Annotated in this window: 17 protein-coding genes; 7 read left to right on the top strand and 10 right to left on the bottom strand. The window is 69.2% G+C overall.

What is annotated here, in order from left to right; all coding sequences use genetic code 11:
• Positions 1-12: 12 nt before the first annotated feature.
• Together PQV94_RS14495 and PQV94_RS14490 are read left to right on the top strand one after the other, a co-directional pair.
• Entirely contained in the window at positions 13-957 is a 945-nt protein-coding gene (locus PQV94_RS14495; RefSeq protein ID WP_274286473.1) for an aldo/keto reductase, read from the top strand.
• On the top strand, positions 954-1,325 hold the full coding sequence (locus PQV94_RS14490; protein ID WP_274286472.1) for a MerR family transcriptional regulator: 372 nt from the start codon (positions 954-956) through the stop codon (positions 1,323-1,325). Before PQV94_RS14495 ends, PQV94_RS14490 begins: the two co-directional genes overlap by 4 nt.
• Here the strand turns inward: PQV94_RS14490 and PQV94_RS14485 are convergent.
• Positions 1,319-2,317, bottom strand: a complete 999-nt coding sequence (locus tag PQV94_RS14485; RefSeq protein ID WP_274286471.1) for a LacI family DNA-binding transcriptional regulator — start codon at positions 2,315-2,317, stop codon at positions 1,319-1,321. The genes PQV94_RS14490 and PQV94_RS14485 overlap by 7 nt on opposite strands.
• A gap of 106 nt (positions 2,318-2,423) precedes the next feature.
• On the opposite strand from PQV94_RS14485, the gene rhaI reads away from it, so the two are divergent.
• From rhaI to PQV94_RS14460, 5 genes are all read left to right on the top strand, one after another.
• On the top strand, positions 2,424-3,590 hold the full coding sequence (gene rhaI, locus PQV94_RS14480; RefSeq protein WP_274286470.1) for an L-rhamnose isomerase: 1,167 nt from the start codon (positions 2,424-2,426) through the stop codon (positions 3,588-3,590).
• Positions 3,587-5,641: a bifunctional aldolase/short-chain dehydrogenase gene (locus tag PQV94_RS14475; RefSeq protein ID WP_274286469.1), complete on the top strand. Its 2,055-nt coding sequence runs from the start codon at positions 3,587-3,589 to the stop codon at positions 5,639-5,641. Before rhaI ends, PQV94_RS14475 begins: the two co-directional genes overlap by 4 nt.
• 5 nt (positions 5,642-5,646) lie before the next feature.
• A complete protein-coding gene (locus tag PQV94_RS14470; protein WP_274288294.1) occupies positions 5,647-7,086 on the top strand; it encodes a rhamnulokinase in 1,440 nt (479 codons plus the stop codon).
• A gap of 75 nt (positions 7,087-7,161) precedes the next feature.
• Positions 7,162-7,674 carry a hypothetical protein gene (locus tag PQV94_RS14465; protein ID WP_274286468.1) on the top strand — a complete coding sequence of 171 codons (513 nt, stop codon included), beginning with the start codon at positions 7,162-7,164 and terminating at the stop codon, positions 7,672-7,674.
• Positions 7,675-7,678: 4 nt separating this feature from the next.
• A complete protein-coding gene (locus PQV94_RS14460; RefSeq protein ID WP_274286467.1) occupies positions 7,679-8,419 on the top strand; it encodes a hypothetical protein in 741 nt (246 codons plus the stop codon).
• Here the strand turns inward: PQV94_RS14460 and PQV94_RS14455 are convergent.
• The 9 genes from PQV94_RS14455 to PQV94_RS14415 form a co-directional block, all read right to left on the bottom strand.
• The gene (locus PQV94_RS14455) at positions 8,416-9,075 is read right to left on the bottom strand and encodes a response regulator (protein ID WP_274286466.1); all 660 of its coding nucleotides are present in this window, start codon (positions 9,073-9,075) and stop codon (positions 8,416-8,418) included. The two genes, PQV94_RS14460 and PQV94_RS14455, sit on opposite strands and share 4 nt — an antisense overlap.
• On the bottom strand, positions 9,072-10,298 hold the full coding sequence (locus tag PQV94_RS14450; protein ID WP_274286465.1) for a sensor histidine kinase: 1,227 nt from the start codon (positions 10,296-10,298) through the stop codon (positions 9,072-9,074). Before PQV94_RS14450 ends, PQV94_RS14455 begins: the two co-directional genes overlap by 4 nt.
• A 59-nt stretch (positions 10,299-10,357) precedes the next feature.
• Positions 10,358-11,578, bottom strand: a complete 1,221-nt coding sequence (locus PQV94_RS14445) for a serine hydrolase domain-containing protein (RefSeq protein ID WP_274286464.1) — start codon at positions 11,576-11,578, stop codon at positions 10,358-10,360.
• Between the two features lie 64 nt (positions 11,579-11,642).
• Entirely contained in the window at positions 11,643-12,209 is a 567-nt protein-coding gene (locus tag PQV94_RS14440; RefSeq protein WP_274286463.1) for a TetR/AcrR family transcriptional regulator, read from the bottom strand.
• A 159-nt stretch (positions 12,210-12,368) separates the two neighbouring features.
• Positions 12,369-13,010, bottom strand: a complete 642-nt coding sequence (locus PQV94_RS14435) for a response regulator (protein WP_274286462.1) — start codon at positions 13,008-13,010, stop codon at positions 12,369-12,371.
• On the bottom strand, positions 13,007-14,296 hold the full coding sequence (locus tag PQV94_RS14430) for a sensor histidine kinase (protein ID WP_274286461.1): 1,290 nt from the start codon (positions 14,294-14,296) through the stop codon (positions 13,007-13,009). Before PQV94_RS14430 ends, PQV94_RS14435 begins: the two co-directional genes overlap by 4 nt.
• A 3-nt stretch (positions 14,297-14,299) precedes the next feature.
• Complete coding sequence (locus PQV94_RS14425; RefSeq protein ID WP_274286460.1) at positions 14,300-15,040, bottom strand: ABC transporter permease; 741 nt, start codon at positions 15,038-15,040, stop codon at positions 14,300-14,302.
• 10 nt (positions 15,041-15,050) lie between these two features.
• Complete coding sequence (locus PQV94_RS14420) at positions 15,051-15,962, bottom strand: ABC transporter ATP-binding protein (protein WP_274286459.1); 912 nt, start codon at positions 15,960-15,962, stop codon at positions 15,051-15,053.
• Between the two features lie 117 nt (positions 15,963-16,079).
• The gene (locus PQV94_RS14415; protein WP_274286458.1) at positions 16,080-16,958 is read right to left on the bottom strand and encodes an alpha/beta fold hydrolase; all 879 of its coding nucleotides are present in this window, start codon (positions 16,956-16,958) and stop codon (positions 16,080-16,082) included.
• Positions 16,959-16,997 lie beyond the last annotated feature (39 nt).

Below are 16,997 nucleotides of genomic sequence, written 5' to 3'. Positions count from 1 at the left end.
CGCTGCGTATCCATGGAAACTCTCAGCAACGGATTCGCCCTCGGAGCGATGTGGTTCGGCACGCGGCTCTCGGAGGAGACGTCGTTCGCACTGCTCGACCGCTTCGCTTCCCGCGGCGGGCGCTGGCTCGACACATCCGACAACTACGCCTTCTGGGCATCGCCGTCCGGTCGGGGAGGGGCGAGCGAAACCGTGTTGGGGGAATGGCTCCGCCGTCATCCTGGTGTGCGCGACCAGGTGTCGATCTCGACGAAGGTCGGCGCCAACCCGACCCAGCCCCATGCCGGGGCAGCATCCCTGGAGGGGCTCGGCCCCGGCGCCATCGCCGAGGCCGCCGCGGGATCGATGGAACGGCTCGGTGTCGACACGATCGACCTGCTGTGGGCGCACGTCGAAGACCGCGCCGTTCCACTCGAGGATCAGGTCGAGGCGTTCGGGGAGCTCGTCGCAGACGGGCGGGTCCGGCGGCTGGGTGCGTCCAACCACGCGATATGGCGCATCGAGCGAGCGCGCGCGGTGGCACGGGCGCGCAATGCCGAGCCAATCCGCTTCGTGCAGTTGCGGCACAGCTACCTCCAGCCGATTCCGTTCGCACCGCTTCCGGACTGGGGACACGTCATCGCGTCCCCCGAAGCGCTCGATTACGTCGCATCCGAGGGGCTTGGGATGTGGGCCTACACGACGTTGCTGGGTGGGGCGTTCGCTCGACCGGAGCGGTTGCAGGAGGCGTACCGGCATCCGGATACGGAGCGTCGCCTCGCCGCACTGGATCGGGTCGCTCGACGGCGCGATGCGACGCGGAACCAGGTCGTGCTGTCATGGTTGCTGGACGGTTCACCCGCGGTGACCCCGATCATCGGGGTGTCGGACCTCGCTCAGCTTGATGAGGCGATGGACGCCCTCCAGCTGCACTTGGACGCCGAAGACCGCGCCGAACTCGACGGAAAGAAGGAATGAGCCCGATGTTCACGATGGGCGAGGCTGCAGCTTCGACGGGCCTCACGGCGGACACGCTCCGCTATTACGAAGAGGAACGCATCATCGGACCGCTCGCTCGGGATCACCGGAACCACCGGGTTTTCAGCGAGAAGGACATCGCCTGGATCCACGTCATCACCTGCATGAAGGACGCGGGGCTCGGGATCGACGAACTGCGCACCTTCGCGGATCTGCTGCACGGGCCGCATGCCTCGCCCGACCCCGTCGGCTTCCTGCGCGAGCGTCGGGCGGCCTTGGAGGAGCGCCGGCGGCTGCTCGCCCGCGCGATCGCGGTGATGGACGAGAAGATCGCGCACTTCGTCGGCCTCCCTGACGACCCTCACTGAGTGGGGCGCTCGGCGCTCGAGGCCCTCACGACCAACTCCGGCTGGAACACGAGGTGGCGCTCGGTCTCGGTCGCCTGATTCAGGAGCATGTCGACCGCGCGCCGACCGAGTTCCCGCGCTGGTTGACGCACGGAGCTCAACGGCACGATCGCCGTCGCCGCGAAATCGATGTCGTCGTAGCCGACCAGCGCGATGTCGGTGGGGACCCGGAGGGACGACTCCGCCGTGATGGCGTGAAGTGCTCCCAGCGCGAGCAGGTCGTTCGCGCCGATGACGGCGTCGGGGCGCGCATCGGCGCGGAGGAGATCGGATGCGGCGGCTCGACCGGCGGCGACTGTCATCTCGTCGAGCTCGACCACCTCCAATCGCGCGGAAGGGTGTTCCGTGATCGCGCGCCGGACGCCGGCCAGTCGATCGCGCACCTGCGGGATGGTGAGCGGCCCTCCGATGAATGTCAGCGTACGTCTGCCCTGACTCAGCAGGTGTGCGGCGGCGACCTCACCGCCCCGCACGTCATCCACCGAGACGCTGGGCAGGTCTGGGTCCGACGTCGTTGCCCCGACCTGTACGGCCGGGATGCCGGCGGCGCGCAGATCGTCGACCGCTGTGCCGCCGGGGGCGAGTGCGAGAGCGACTCCGGCGACCCGTTGCTGACGGAACTGGTCGATGTAGGCGCTCTCGCGCTCTGCGTCGTGCTGAGTGGACCCAACGAGAACCACATAGCCGGACTCGGTCGCGCGATCCTCCGCCCCACGGGCGACTTCCGCGAAGAACGGGTTGGTGACATCGAGCACGACGAGCGCCAAAGTGCGGCTCTGGCCGGCGCGAAGCTGCCGCGCGGCCGCATTCGGCACATACCCCAGCTCCGCGATCGCGGCCCGGACGCGTTCGGCGACGGATGGTGAGACCGATGGGCGGTTGTTGAGGACGTTCGACACCGTCCCGACCGAGACCCCTGCCAAGGACGCGACGTCGCGAACGCTGGCGGTCATCGGTTCCTGTCTGAGGGAGCGGCGAGGTCGAGCCTATTGCTCGCCAGAATTCTAGAGGGTACTGTCATGAATCGATTCATGAAACGTTTCACGAGGGGTCGTCCAGATGACACTGATGACGGAGGGTGCGCTCCGGGCGCTGGAAGGGCTGGCGATCGAGCTGCCGTCGTGGGCCTTCGGGAATTCCGGGACGCGCTTCCGCGTCTTCCCGAGCCCGGGGTCGCCGCGCAGCATCCACGAGAAGATCGAGGATGCGGCGGAGGTCAACCGGCTCACCGGACTCGCGCCCAGCTTGGCGCTGCACATCCCGTGGGACGCCGTTGATGACTACGGCGCCCTGCGCCGTCATGCCGAGGACCACGGCGTGCGCCTCGGCACCATCAACTCGAACACGTTCCAGGACGAGGACTACAAGTTCGGCGCGCTGACGCACGAGGACGACCGCATCCGCCGCAAGGCGATCGATCACCACCTGGCCTGCATCGACGTCATGGACGCGACCGGTTCGCGAGACCTCAAGATCTGGCTCGCAGAGGGGTCGAACTACCCCGGCCAGACCGATATGCGCTCGCGTCAGGATCGCCTCGCGGACTCGCTGCAGACGATCTACGACCGGCTCGGCCCTGACCAGCGCCTCGTTCTGGAGTACAAGTTCTTCGAGCCGTCGTTCTACCACACCGACGTTCCGGACTGGGGTACCTCTTACGCTCAGGTGGCGGCGCTCGGCGACCGCGCGATGGTCTGCCTCGACACGGGCCATCACGCACCGGGCACGAACATCGAGTTCATCGTCATGCAGCTGCTCCGCCTCGGAAAGCTCGGCTCCTTCGACTTCAACTCGCGCTTCTACGCCGATGATGACCTCATCGTCGGTGCCGCCGACCCGTTCCAGCTGTTCCGCATCCTCGTCGAGGTCGTGCGCGGCGGTGGCCTGAACAACCCCGATGTGGCCTTCATGCTCGACCAGTGCCACAACATCGAGGAGAAGATCCCCGGACAGATCCGTTCGGTGCTCAACGTGCAGGAGATGACGGCGCGCGCGCTGCTGCTCGACCGCGACGCCCTGGCCGCCGCCCAGCGTGAGAACGACGTTCTCGCGGCCAACGCGATCTTCATGGACGCCTTCCAGACCGATGTCCGCTCCGCGCTCGCCGAATGGCGAGCATCCCGAGGCCTGCCGGCCGACCCGATGGCCGCGTACGCCGCATCCGGCTACCGCGACCGCATCGTCGCCGTGCGTGCGGCGGGTACGCAGCTGGGGTGGAGCGCATGAGCGCCACAAGCTCGGCGCCGTCGCCCGCCGTCGCCGCTCTCGTGGCCCGCAGCAACCGACTCGGAGCCGACCCCAGAACCACCAACTTCGCCGGTGGCAACACCTCCGCGAAGGGATCCGCCGTGGATCCGGTCACCGGAGAGGAGATCCAGCTGCTCTGGGTCAAGGGATCCGGCGGGGACCTGGGAACCCTCACCGAGCAGGGCCTGGCCGTCCTCCGACTCGACCGCGTCCGTGCGCTCGTCGACGTGTACCCCGGAGTCGAGCGCGAGGACGAGATGGTCGCAGCCTTCGACTACTGCCTCCACGGCAAGGGCGGCGCCGCCCCTTCGATCGACACGGCCATGCACGGCCTCGTCGATGCCGCGCACGTCGACCACCTGCACCCGGACGCGGGGATCGCGATCGCGACCGCAGCCGACGGCGAGAAGCTCACCCGTGAGATCTTCGGCGGCGACGTCGTCTGGGTGCCGTGGCGCCGTCCCGGCTTCCAGCTGGGGTTGGACATCGCCGAGATCAAGCGCTCGAACCCGCAGGCGATCGGCTGCATCCTCGGCGGCCACGGGATCACCGCGTGGGGCGAGACGTCCGAAGAAGCCGAGGCGAACTCGCTGCGCATCATCGCCACCGCGCAGGAGTACATCGACAACCACGGCATCGCGGCCCCCTTCGGCGACGTGCGTTCCGGCTTCGAGGCACTCGAGGAGACGGAGCGGCGTGCGCGCGCGGCAGCTCTCGCGCCCACGATTCGCGGGCTCGCCTCGACCGACCGTCCCGTCGTCGGCCACTACACCGACAGTGCGGTGGTGCTCGACTTCCTCGCGTCCGAGAAGGCGCCCGCGCTCGCGGCGCTCGGCACGAGCTGCCCCGACCACTTCCTGCGCACCAAGGTCAAGCCGCTCATCCTCGACCTGCCCGCGACCGCTTCGGTAGACGAGCAGATCGCTCGTCTGCACGAACTGCACCAGCAGTACCGCGAGGACTACAAGGCGTACTACGACGCTCACGCGGATGCGGACTCGCCCGCCATGCGTGGCGCCGATCCCCTCATCGTGCTCGTGCCCGGCGTCGGCATGTTCAGCTACGGGGCGAACAAGCAGACCGCGCGGGTGGCCGGCGAGTTCTACGTCAACGCCATCAACGTCATGCGTGGCGCCGAGGCTCTCTCGAGCTACGCGCCGATCTCGGATGCCGAGAAGTTCCGCATCGAGTACTGGGCGCTGGAAGAGGCCAAGCTTCAGCGCATGCCGAAGCCGAAGACCCATCAGGGCCGGATCGCGTTCGTGACGGGAGCCGCATCCGGCATCGGCAAGGCCATCGCGACGCGCCTCGCCGCCGAGGGCGCGTGCGTGGTCGTCGCCGACCTCGATCTCGAGAAGGCGCGGGCCGCTGCCGCAGAGCTGGGCGGCACGGACGTCGCGATCGGCGTCGCCGCCAACGTGGCAGACGCGGAAGGCGTGCAGGCGGCCATCGACGCGACCCTTCTCGCGTTCGGCGGCCTCGACCTCGTGGTGAACAACGCGGGGCTCTCGCTGTCGAAGCCGCTGCTGGAGACCACCGAGAAGGACTGGGACCTGCAGCACGACGTGATGGCCAAGGGCTCCTTCCTCGTGTCGAAGGCCGCCGCCAAGGTGCTCATCGAACAGCGGATGGGCGGCGATGTGATCTACATCTCTTCGAAGAACTCGGTCTTCGCGGGGCCGAACAACATCGCCTACTCGGCGACCAAGGCCGACCAGGCGCACCAGGTGCGTCTGCTAGCCGTCGAGCTCGGCGAGCACGGCGTGCGCGTGAACGGCATCAACCCCGACGGCGTCGTACGCGGCTCCGGCATCTTCGCCGCCGGCTGGGGCGCGAACCGGGCCGCCACCTACGGTGTGAAGGAAGAGGATCTCGGACAGTTCTATGCCAACCGCACGATCCTCAAGCGCGAGGTCGTCCCCGAGAACGTCGCGGATGCGGTCTATGTTCTGACCGGTCCGGAGCTGAGTCGCACCACCGGACTGCACGTCCCCGTCGACTCCGGCGTCGCCGCGGCGTTCCTGCGATGACATCGATGACGTCGGGCGCGCTGGCGGCCATCGATCTCGGCGCCACCAGCGGGCGCGTGATCCTCGGCCACGTCGGGCCGGACATCCTCGAGACCGAGACCGTCGCGCGGTTCTCCAACACGCCGGTCCGCACGCCCGATGCGCTGCACTGGGACATCCTCCATCTCTACGGGTCCGCGGTCGCGGGGTTGCGCGACGTGGTGCGCAGGGAGCCGGGGCTTCGAACGGTGGGGATCGATTCCTGGGCGGTGGACTACGGATTGATGCGGTCAGGAGCTCTTCTGGGCAACCCCGTCCACTATCGGGACGAACGAACTGCTCGCGGCGTCCGTCGGGTGCACAGCCGATTCACGCACCGAGAGCTGTTCGCACGCAACGGACTGCAGTTCCTGCCGTTCAACACGCTGTACCAGCTCGCGGCCGAGGACGACGAGACGCTCGCTCTCGCGGATCGGATCCTGCTCATTCCCGACCTGTTCGCGTACTGGCTGACCGGCGAGCAGCGCGCGGAGGCGACGAACGCGTCGACCACCGGGCTGATCGATGTCCGCACCGGATTCTGGGACCTGCATCTCCTGGACGAGCTGGGGCTTCGCCGTTCGCTCCTTCCGGAGCTCATCTCCCCGGGAGAGACGATCGGCGAACTCCGTGCCCCCGTCTCCGATGCGCTGGGCGCGCGTGCCGGTGTCCCGGTCACGGCGGTCGGATCCCACGACACCGCATCTGCGGTGGTCGCGGTGCCGATGAACACCGAAGGTGCCGCGTACATCTCCTGCGGGACGTGGGGATTGGTGGGCACCGAGGTGTCGTCGCCCGTGGTGACCCCCGCCGCCCTCGCGGCCAAGTTCACCAACGAAGCCGGCGTCGACGGCCGCGTGCGACTGCTCCGCAACGTCATGGGGCTGTGGATTCTCAGCGAGACCATTCGGGGCTGGGAGGCCGCAGGCCATTCGGTCGAGCTCTCCGCTCTGCTCGACGCCGCGCGTGATGTGCCGGCACGGGATGTGCCCGTCTTCGACGTCGACGATGCGAGATTCCTGCCCCCCGGCGACATGATCTCGCGGATCGACGCCTGGTGCGACGAGCAGGGTCTGCGCGCCCCTCGCACGCAGGCCGAGTACGCCAGGAGCATCGTCGAATCGCTCGCCGCCGCCTTCGCCGCGACGGCCCACACCGCGGCGGAGCTCTCGGGCATCCCCCTGTCGGTCGTGCACATCGTCGGCGGCGGCGCGCTCAACGAGCTGCTGTGCCAGCGGACGGCGGATGCGGCGGGCGTGCCCGTCGTCGCCGGACCCGTCGAAGCGACCGCGCTGGGCAACCTGCTCGTGCAGGCCCGCGCCGTGGGGATCATCACGGGTTCGCTCGAGTCGCTGAGAGACATCGTCGCCCGCACTCAGCAGCTGAGCCGCTACCTGCCGACCGGGCGACGAGGGCCATGTGGATGACGCCCGCGGCGGAACCTCTGTTCTCCCTATGCTGTGCTCCACAGCGAACACCCCGCGCCCGAACGGAGAACACCCATGCCCGATCACGCTGCCCTCGCCGCATCCCTGACGACGCCGGAGGCGTTTCTTGCGCTCACCGATGAGGGGGGTGTCTTCGGCGTCAAGAAGTCGGCGAAGGCGGCGCTCGAGCTCTGGAATCAGGCGGACGCGCGTTATGTCGGCGTCTACCGGGGGTTCCCCGCGCCCGGCGGCAAGGGCACAGGGTTCGTCATCCGCACCTACTGGGACCCCGCGCGCGTGAGCCCCGACCTCGACGCCGTCGAGCTCGCGATCCAGACGGCGCTCCCCGTCGAGCTCACGCGGGCCGATGAGAAGATCACCTGGAAGGCGCGCAACAACAAGCAGGCGAGCTTCTTCGCCTGGCGCATCTCGCAGCAGCAGGCGCTGTCGCTGTGGTTCCAGGAGCGCTTCGGGGTCAGCGCGTGTGTGACGCAGCTGTTCGACCGCGCAGACATCCACCAGGATGTCGCGGTGGTGGCGACCTCCGGCGGCGTCGACAACCTGTGGTCGTTCACCTCGAAGGGCTGATCGCGTGCCGGAGGCTCCGCCGCGCGGGCGGCCGGTGCGCCGAGCGCTGAGGTCGGCCCTGGGGGCCGCCGCGACCCTCCTCGGCATCGTGGCGATCCTGTTCCTCGCCACCGATGCGTCGGCTGGCGGTGCCGTGCGGGCGGTGATCATCGCCTTCGCGATCGGGTGCGTCTTCGTTCCCGCGGCCATCGCGGTCGCCTCCGTCTGGCTGCGCGCCCGCAATCGGCACCAGGAGGCGGATGCGGGGGCGGCTCCCCTTTCTGATCGCGCGGTCCGCGCGCAGCAGCTTCTCGGCAGAGCCGCCGTCCGCTTGGCCCCCGACGGGCGCGCGGATGTCCATGCCCGCGCCGCGCTCGGCGACGAGCTCCGGATCGCGGAGTCCACTGTTCGCGGGCTTGTGCCCGACGAACTGCTCGGCTTCCTCTGGCTGGCGCGGCCGTCGCAGCCCGACGGCTTCCCGAGCTCGCCCGAGTTCGCGGGGCTCCCCGAGCACGTGCAGGACATGATCGTGCTGCTCGATCTGCGGCGTGAGGTGCAACTGCGAGGAGCCGAAGCCGCCCTGCGCGCGACGTCCGGCGTCTATCACCACGACCGCTCCCGCACCCTCGCCGCGGCGAGGCGCACCGGCAACGCGGCGCTGCTCGCACAGATCGAGACGCCGAGCCCCCGCACCGATGAGCTGTTGGCCGCGCTGGACGACGCTGCCTCCTGGGAACGGCTCCGGATCGACAGCGAGCGCGCCTAAGCCACGTGGACGACGCCGGCGCGGATTCCCCAGAGCACCGCCTGGAGCCGGTCACGCGCACCGGTCTTCTGCAGGATGCCGGCCAGGTGGTATTTCACCGTCGTCTGCTCCACGAAGAGGCGCTCGGCGATCTCGGCGTTCGACAACCCTTCGGCGAGGAGCCCCAGCACCTCCCGCTCCCGGTCGGTGAGCACCACAGCTGCAGACGTCGCCCGCGCCGCACCCGGGCGACGGCGCTCGCCGAACTCCCGCAGGATGCGGCGCGTCAGCCGTTGATCGAGGGTGCCCTCTCCAGCCGCGACCGAGCGCACGGCCGACAGGAGCGTGTGCTCGTCGGCGCCCTTGAGCAGAAAGCCCGCTGCTCCCGCTTCGAGCGCGGCGAACACGTCGGCGTCGACATCGAACGTGGTGAGGATCAGCACGTCGGTGGCAAGCGTCGGGTCGCCGGTGATCTCTCGGGTCGCCGCGATGCCGTCGGTGCCCGGCATCCGCACGTCCATGCAGACGACGTCGGGACGAAGGCTCCGCGTCAGGCGCACCGCGTCTGCGCCGTCGGTCGCTTCGCCGACGACCTCCATGTCGCTCTCGGTGCCGAGGATCACCGCCAGGCCCGCCCGGACGACGGCCTGATCGTCGGCGATGAGGATGCGGATCATGCGGTACTCCGGGGGTCGAAGGGAATGCGGAGGCGGTTGGTCCATCCGCCGTCGGCGCTCGCGCCCGCCGTCAGCTGCGCGCCGATCAGCTCGGAGCGTTCGGCCATCCCGGCGAGACCGTATCCGCTTCGCGATGCCCCGCGGGGCGTGCCCGCGGGGGGTGCAGTGTTGGAAACGGTGATCTCCACCGCATCCTCGTCGGAGCGGATGGTCACCTCGCACGAGGCGCCGGGTGCGTGACGGGCGGCATTGGAGAGGGACTCCTGCACCATCCGGTACGCCGTGGCCTCGGCGAGGGCACCGAGGGGGCAGGGCGCGCCCAGCGTCGTGAAGGCGATGTCCTGGCCGCGCTCGCGGGCGATGTCGACGAGCGTCTCGATTCCGCCGATCGTCGGAACCGGGCTCGGGGTCCCGGATGCGTCGTCGTCACTGCGGAGCAATCCGACCGTGCGGCGAAGGTCGGCGAGTGCGATCCGGGCGTCGTCTTGCACGGCTCGCAGCATTTCTCGCACGCGATCGAGGTCGCCCGTGCGTGTGAGGGCTGCGGCGGCCTGCGCGCTGACGATGATCCCCGAGAGGTGATGGCCGGCGATGTCGTGCAGTTCGCGTGCGAGGGCCTCCCGCTCGGCGCGCACCGTCCGCTCCGCTCGGTCGAGACGTTCCTGCTCGGCCATCCGGGCCTGCTCCCGGAGCGCCTGGACGAGGCGCTCGCGGCTGAGCGCGTATTCGGCGACGGCGGCGGGTGCGGCGTACTGAAGCCCCAAGCGGACGACGACGCTGAGGATGAGCAGGAAGGGTGTCTCGGTCGAACCGATCAGCGCCGCGAGTGAGCCGGTGACGGTCGTGATGGCGCCGCCCGCACCGAGCGCGATCAGCGCGACATCACGGCGCACGTGCCGCACGAGCGCGTAGGCGGCGAAGATGACGCCCGCAGAGCCCACGCCGAGCTCCCCGGCAGAGGTGGCGAGGATCACCGCGTCGAGCAGCACCGTGCCCGCGAAGACCGGAACCGGCATCCGGAACCGGAAGACGAGGAGAACGGCTTGCGCGGCGAGGAGGGCGGCGGTCACGACGGCCGGGATGTCTCCGGGCACCGAGGCGGAGACGCCGTCGAGCCACAGATCGGCGGCGAGATAGCCGAGCGCGCCCGCCGCGACGATCGCCGGCACCACCGCCCGCCTCGCGGCGGCGGCGCGCGAGGCGGGCGGGGCGGCGGGAAGCACGGTGCCAGTCAACCATCCCCTGTGCGGGCGGAGACCGGCCGTCGCGGATGCGGTGGCGATCAGCGCTCGCACAGCGTCGCGTCGAGTGCGTCGACGACGATCCGGTACTGGTCGAGCAGGACCTTCTGGTCGTCCTGGGGGACCACCGCCCACGGCAGCGCGGTCACGGCGACGGTCACGGCGGTGCCGTCGGGGCCCACCGCATTCCGGGTCTGCGTGCCCGGGATGTCCCCGCCGTGACCCCACGCCTCGCCGCCGCAGCTCAACGGATAGCGCTGGAGCCCGAGACCGTAGGCCGCCTCCGGCCACAGCTCGTCGCCGGCGGGGACGGCTGTCTGCATCTCGGCCAGCGCGGTCTCACTGACCAGATCCCCGCCGAGCAGCGCTTGCATGAAGGCGTTCAGCTCGGCCGGGGTGGAAACCATCGCGCCGGCCGACCAAGCGAAGGAGGTGTCGAGTTCGGAGATGTCGCGGAACTCGCCGGGAACGTCGGCGTGGTACCCGATCGGATGCGCGCCGCGCAGGGTCCACTCTCCGGGCGCGGGGAAGTACGTGTGCTGCAGGCCCAGCGGCTGCACGATGCGCTCGTCGATCTGCTGTCCGATCGCTCGGTCCGTGACCGCCTCGACGAGGAGCCCGAGGACGAGGTAGTTGGTGTTGCTGTACTCCCATTTCTCGCCGGGTGCGAAGTCGGCCCGGCGGCTGAGGGCGATCTCCAGCATGTCGCGCGGCGACGTGTAGGTGTGCTGCGCGCCGAAGGCGTCCGCCGCGATCTGGTCGGCGTACTCCGGGAGACCGGTCGTCTGCTGCAGCAACTGATGGACGGTGATCTTCGTGCCGTCGATGCCCTCACCCGTGATCAGCCCGGGCAGATAGGAGTCGATCGGAGTCTCCAGGTCGATGCGGCCCTCGTCGGCGAGCTGCATGACGACGGTCGCGACGAACATCTTCGTGTTGCTCGCGATGCGCACCTCGCCGTCCACCGGAGGCGCGTCGCCGGTGGAGAGGTCGCCCTCGCCGACGGCGACATCGGTCACCTCGCCCTCGGGTGAGGTGACCGCCGCGAGGACGGCGGGATAGCCCGCATCCACGAGGGACTGCATGCGCATCTCGAGGGCGGACGAGGCGGGAGCGGATGCGGATCGGTCGGCGGCGAGCAGCACTCCGCCCGTCGTGAGCGCGCCGCCAACCACGACGGCGGCGACCGCCGCGGCGATCGTCGTCCGCACGCGTCGGCGCGAGCTGGAGGTGGACTGTGGTGAGGGGGTGGGGGTATCCATGACTCGAGCCTCGCCGCGGCAGTGCGCGAGCACCCCCTGCCGCGGGACGGGATCGACCTGTCCTTCAGGACAGTGTGCCGCGGGTGCGGGCGAGTGCCGCACGCACGTCGGCATAGACCTCGGTCAAGGACGGCGGATGCCGAGGGTCCCCATCTGCGCGACGGACCCATTCGTCGAAGCTCAGACGCATACCGAGAGAGAACACGGCGGCTACCGCGCGCGCGCCCAGGTCATCGGGCAGGGACTCGCTCAGAGCCGCAGCGATGCGATCGGACAGCTGCGCATCGCGGGCGAGTCCGGCAGCGAGCAAGGGCGGGTTCTCCCGCATGAGCCGTCGCACCCGCAGGAACCGGTCACGACCGGCGGGGTCCTCGTCGAAGACCGCCGACATGCCCTCCCAGACGTGTTCGAGATGCGCCAGCGGATCCGTGTCGGCGGCGCCGGCCGCCGCGAGCAGCTCTGCCTCGAGACCGGCGTCGTCGACGAGGACGGCCGCCTCCTTGGTCGCAGAGTGGCGGAAGAACGTGGTGCGGGAGATGCCGGCGGCGGCGGCGATGTCGTCGATCGTCGTTGCAGAGAAGCCCTTCTCCTCGAAGAGGTCGACGGCGGCCGCAGCGATCGTCCTGGCCATCTCACGCCGGCGTCTCTCACGCAGATCCGGTCGCGCGGGTGGAGGTGGGGCGTCGGCGAGCATACCGGCAGAGTAGCGCGTCGTCTCAGCTCGGACTTCGATGTCATGCCGGCATGGAGTTCCGAATGCTGGCTCGCGCGGCGGATGCGCGGCATCCGGTCACGTTCCGCGGGGATCGTGGGGGATCAGATAGCCCCGTGAGAACGCGACCGCGACGGCCGCAGCCCGATCGTTCACGCCGAGTTTGACGTAGGCGTGGAGGAGATGGCTTTTGACCGTGGCCTCGCTGACGAACAGCTGGTTCGCCGCCTCGCGGTTCGTCGACCCGCGGGCGATCAACGCGAGCACCTCGAGCTCCCGCTGCGACAGGGTCTCCGACGCCGGCCGCCGGGAGTGCTCCACGATCCGCGTTGCGATGGTCGGGGCGAGCACCGTCTGCCCGTGCGCCGCCGCCTCGACCGCGCGGTAGAGGTCCGGCAGCGGGGTGTCCTTCAGGAGGTAACCCGTCGCGCCCGCCTCGATGGCCGGCAGCACATCACCATCGGTGTCGTAGGTCGTCAGCACGAGCACCCGCGAGGGCACCCCTCGCCGGCTGAGCTCACGGATCGCCGTGATGCCGTCGGTGCCGGGCATGCGCAGATCCATGAGGATGACGTCGGGTCGCAGTCGCTCGGCGGCGGTCACGGCCTCGGCCCCGTCGGCGGCCTCGCCCACGACCTCGAAGCGCGGATCGGCGTCGAACATGCCACGCAGACCGTCCCGCAGGATCGGATGGTCGTCGACGACGAGGAGAGAGATCATGGGGCGACCTCCAGGGGGATCGCGGGCACGGCCGCGAGGATCGCCGTGCCCGCGCCGGGTTTCGACTCGATGACCAACCGGCCCGCGAGGCGCTGCACGCGTTGCCGCATCGCGGCGAGACCGTAGCCGCCCTCGTCGGCATCGGAGATGTTCTTGCCCAGCGCTGCGACCGTGTCGAACCCGACTCCGTCGTCGCGAACGTCGAGGGTCACGAGGTCGTCCATGTATGACAGGGTCAGCCCCACCCGCGAGGCCTGCGCGTGCTTCGCAACGTTGGCGAGGGCCTCCTGCGCCGTGCGAAGGAGGGTGACCTCGACCTCCGGGTGCATGGGGCGCGGCGTGCCTGTCGTCGTCAGCGCGGCGCTGATGAGTGTCACCTCGGACCAGCGACGTGCAACGTTATCGATCGCGTCCGGCAGCCGGGATTTCTCGAGCGCGGCCGGGCCCAGCGCGTGCACCGTACGGCGGGCTTCGACCAGGCCCTCTCGCGCGAGATCGAGAGCACGCCGGACGTGGGTGCGAAGTGCCTCGAGGTCTTCCTGCGTCTGCTCGGCGGCCTGCAGCTGGGTGAGGATGCCGGCGAGATTCTGCGCGAGCGTGTCGTGCAGCTCGCGGGCGACCCGCTGGCGTTCATCGCGCACCCCGGCCTCACGGGCCTGGACGAGCAGCTGCGCCTGCAGCTCCCCGTTCTCGCGCAGCGCCGACTCCAGCTTCGCGTTCGCCGCGTGCAGCTCGTCGAATGCCCGTCGCTGCCGGCGCCCGCTGATGTCGGCAGTATCCGTGAAGTGGAACGACGTCGCCGCCAGAAGGACGGTCACGGCGCTGATCGCCGCCCACAGGGCCCACTTCTGGGCGATCTCACCGAATCCGCCCATGTAGCCGACGGTCATGATCATGGAGGTCGCGACGACTCCCAGGTATCGCCATCGACCCTCGAGGAAGAGGTACGCATGGACGTATCCGATGAACGCAAAGATGGCGTACCAGGGTGCGAGCGCAACGAGGGTGGTGGTGAGTGCCATGAGTCCGACGTAGTACACCGCCGCGCGGGCGAGGTGCCGTCGGGCATCCCTGCGGCCCAGAAGGGCGAATGCCGTGATCCACAGAGCAGCCAGGAGTGTGAGTCCGAGCACGGCGAGCACCTCGACCATGGGCTGTCCCGAGGGCTGCAACATGGTGACGACGGCGCATGCCGCCAGCAGGGCATACGGCAGGACGGCGTAGAACGCGCCCTCGAGGCCCGTGCCGCGCGCCAATGCCTCCTGTCGGGATGCGCTCGTGTCCATCGCTCACCCCCACCGGAAGAATCGCACCGCCGCACCGCCGGCGATGATCGTCCACGTCGCCAGAACGATCACGTGAAGCGGCTGAGGCCACGTGCCCGCCGATGCGTCGAGCAATGATTGCACACCCGCTCCGAGCGGGCTCAGGTCGCTGATCGTGAGAAGGAGAGGGGGCATCTCTGAGCGCGGCAGCCAGATGCCGGCGAAGAAAGCCAGCGGGAAGAAGAGAAGGGTCCCGATCGCCGTGGCGGCCGTGCCCGATGGGGAGACGGCGGCGACCAGGAGCCCGAGGGCGAACGACGCCGTCGCCGTGAGGAGGAACCCGAGGGCATATGCCGGCAGCAGGCGAGGTTCGTCGAGGCCGAACGCGAAGCGAGCGATGCCGAGCATGAGCGCCAGCGAGAAGAGGGAGAAGACCATCGCCATCGCCAGCTGGGCCGCCAACAGCATCAGAGGCGAGGCCGGGGTCGTCCGCATCCGTCGCAGGATCCCCTTCTCCCGGTAGGAGGCGAACAGAGGAGCCAGAGCGCTGAGCGAGAACAAGCCGATTCCCATGGCAACGAGGACGGGAACGTAGCCGTTGATCTGCGCAGCTCCGCCGAGGGCGGGGTTCGGCTCACGCAGACTGGGCACGAGACCGAGGATGACGAGCAGGAGCGGCGCGAATCCGATCGCGAGGAAGAGCGTGAGCGGCTCGCGCACGAGCAGACGGGTCTCGATCGCGGCGAGTCTGAGCAGAGCGTTCACAGGGATCTCCTTAGGAATCGAGCAGTCGGCGGCCGGTGAGTGCGACGAACGCGTCGTCGAGAGTGATCGACTCCGCTCTCATCTCGGTGGTGACGACGCCGAGCGCGTCCAGCGTGGACGAGAGCGCCGGAGACATGCCGTCCGTGCCCGTGACGATGAGGTGCCCGCCGGCACGCTCTACCGCACTCACCTGCGGCAGGGCGGAGAGCGCCGAGTGGTCGAACGGCGACTGGGTCCGTAGCCGTACCCGCTGTGTGATGCGAGCTCGTGAGATGAGTCCGGCGGGGGTGTCCAATGCGACGAGTCGGCCGTGGTCGATGACCGCGAGCCGATCGCCCAGGCGCTCGGCTTCCTCCATGAAGTGGGTCACCAGCAGGATGGTCACGCCGCGCGCGCGGATGTCCTCAATGAGCGCCCAGACGTCGCGCCGGGCCTGCGGGTCGAGCCCCGTCGTGAGCTCGTCCAGCACGACCACCCGTGGTCCGCCGACCATGGCGAGAGCGATCGAGAGTCGCTGCTTCTGGCCGCCGGAGAGGTGACGAAACTGCGCCTTCAGCTTGTCGTCGAGCCGCAGGAGCCCGATCAGCTCGCGCCAGTCGGCAGGATTCCGGTAGAGCGAGGCGTGCATGCGCATTGCCTCGGCGACCGTGATCTTCGCGGGCAGCTCGCTCTCCTGCAGCTGCGCTCCCAGCACCTGGGCCAGACGGCGACGATCGCGTTGCGGATCGAGGCCGTCGACGCGGATCGTGCCGGCATCCGGAGTCCTCAGCCCCTCGATGCACTCGACGAGCGTGGTCTTGCCCGCGCCGTTGGGGCCGAGGATGCCGAAGGTCTCGCCCTCTTCGACGGCGAGGCTCACCTCTTCCAGAGCGGTGCGACCGCCGTAACGTTTTTCCAGCCGCTGAACCTCGATGATTGCCATGCCTCTACGGTGTCGCGAACCGTCCGGTGGCGAATCGCCCGGGTCGCTATCGTCGCGCGTCGATCGGTGGGTGGATGGCTCCACCGATCGGTGGATGCGACGCGACCGTTCTCTCCTCTAGTGCCGCGTCGCGCACGAGTCGAGCATGTCGACGATCTCTCGGGCCACCTCGGTCGGGCGCTCTTCCGGGGAGAAGTGACCGCAGTCGGCGATGATGTGCAGTTCGCTCCCCGGGATCGCCCCGTGCAGTGCGCGCCCCCGTTCGAGCGTCTGCCAGGCGTCGTCGGCGCCCCAGACCAGTCGTACCGGGATCCCGGCGAGCTCGCCGAGCCGGTCGCTGATCTCGAGGGTGTGTCGGGGGTCGTAGTGCGCCACCTGGTGCACGAAGAAGCTGGGCTGTCCGATTGGGCCGCTGATGTAGTCGACATATTCGCGCAATGCGGCCGGATCGAAGTTGTCCGGTGAGCTGTGCGTCGACAGCAGCCACCGCGTGAAATGCGTCCGATGGTCGCGGTCGGATTTCTTCGCCAGCACGTCCAGACCTTCCGACATCTGCTCGCGGGTGCGCGGGGAGGGGTAGCTGTCGAAGCTCACGACATCGATGAGTGTCAGACTGCGCAGTCGCGATGCGTGTTCGACGGCGAACCGTTGGGCGACGCCGCCTCCGATGTCGTGCGCCACCAGGTGGAACCCGTCGATCCCCCACACGTCCAGCAGCCCCTCGAGAATCGCGACGTTGCCGGTGACCGAGGTGTCTGCCGCCGTGTCCCACGGGCGCTCCGACAGTCCGTACCCGAGCAGGTCGAACACGTGCACGCGGTAGCCGGCGGCGACGATCGAGGGAACGACCCCGCGCCAGATGTACGAGCTCGATGGTGTGCCGTGCACGAGCACAACCGGTTCACCCGAGCCGTGTGTGCCGTGGGCGATGCGATGGCCGCCGATGACGGCGTGCTCGTGCAGGAGGGCGTTTCGATCCAGGGGATTGGGATTCACGAGAGTCCTTTCCAAACAGGTGCTATCTTGGTACGCAAT

This window comes from Microbacterium sp. Clip185 (genome assembly GCF_028743715.1).
In the GTDB taxonomy this organism is placed as follows: Bacteria; Actinomycetota; Actinomycetes; order Actinomycetales; family Microbacteriaceae; genus Microbacterium.
Note: the sequence above shows the minus strand (reverse complement) of the source record. Positions and strands in the feature narration are given on the sequence as shown.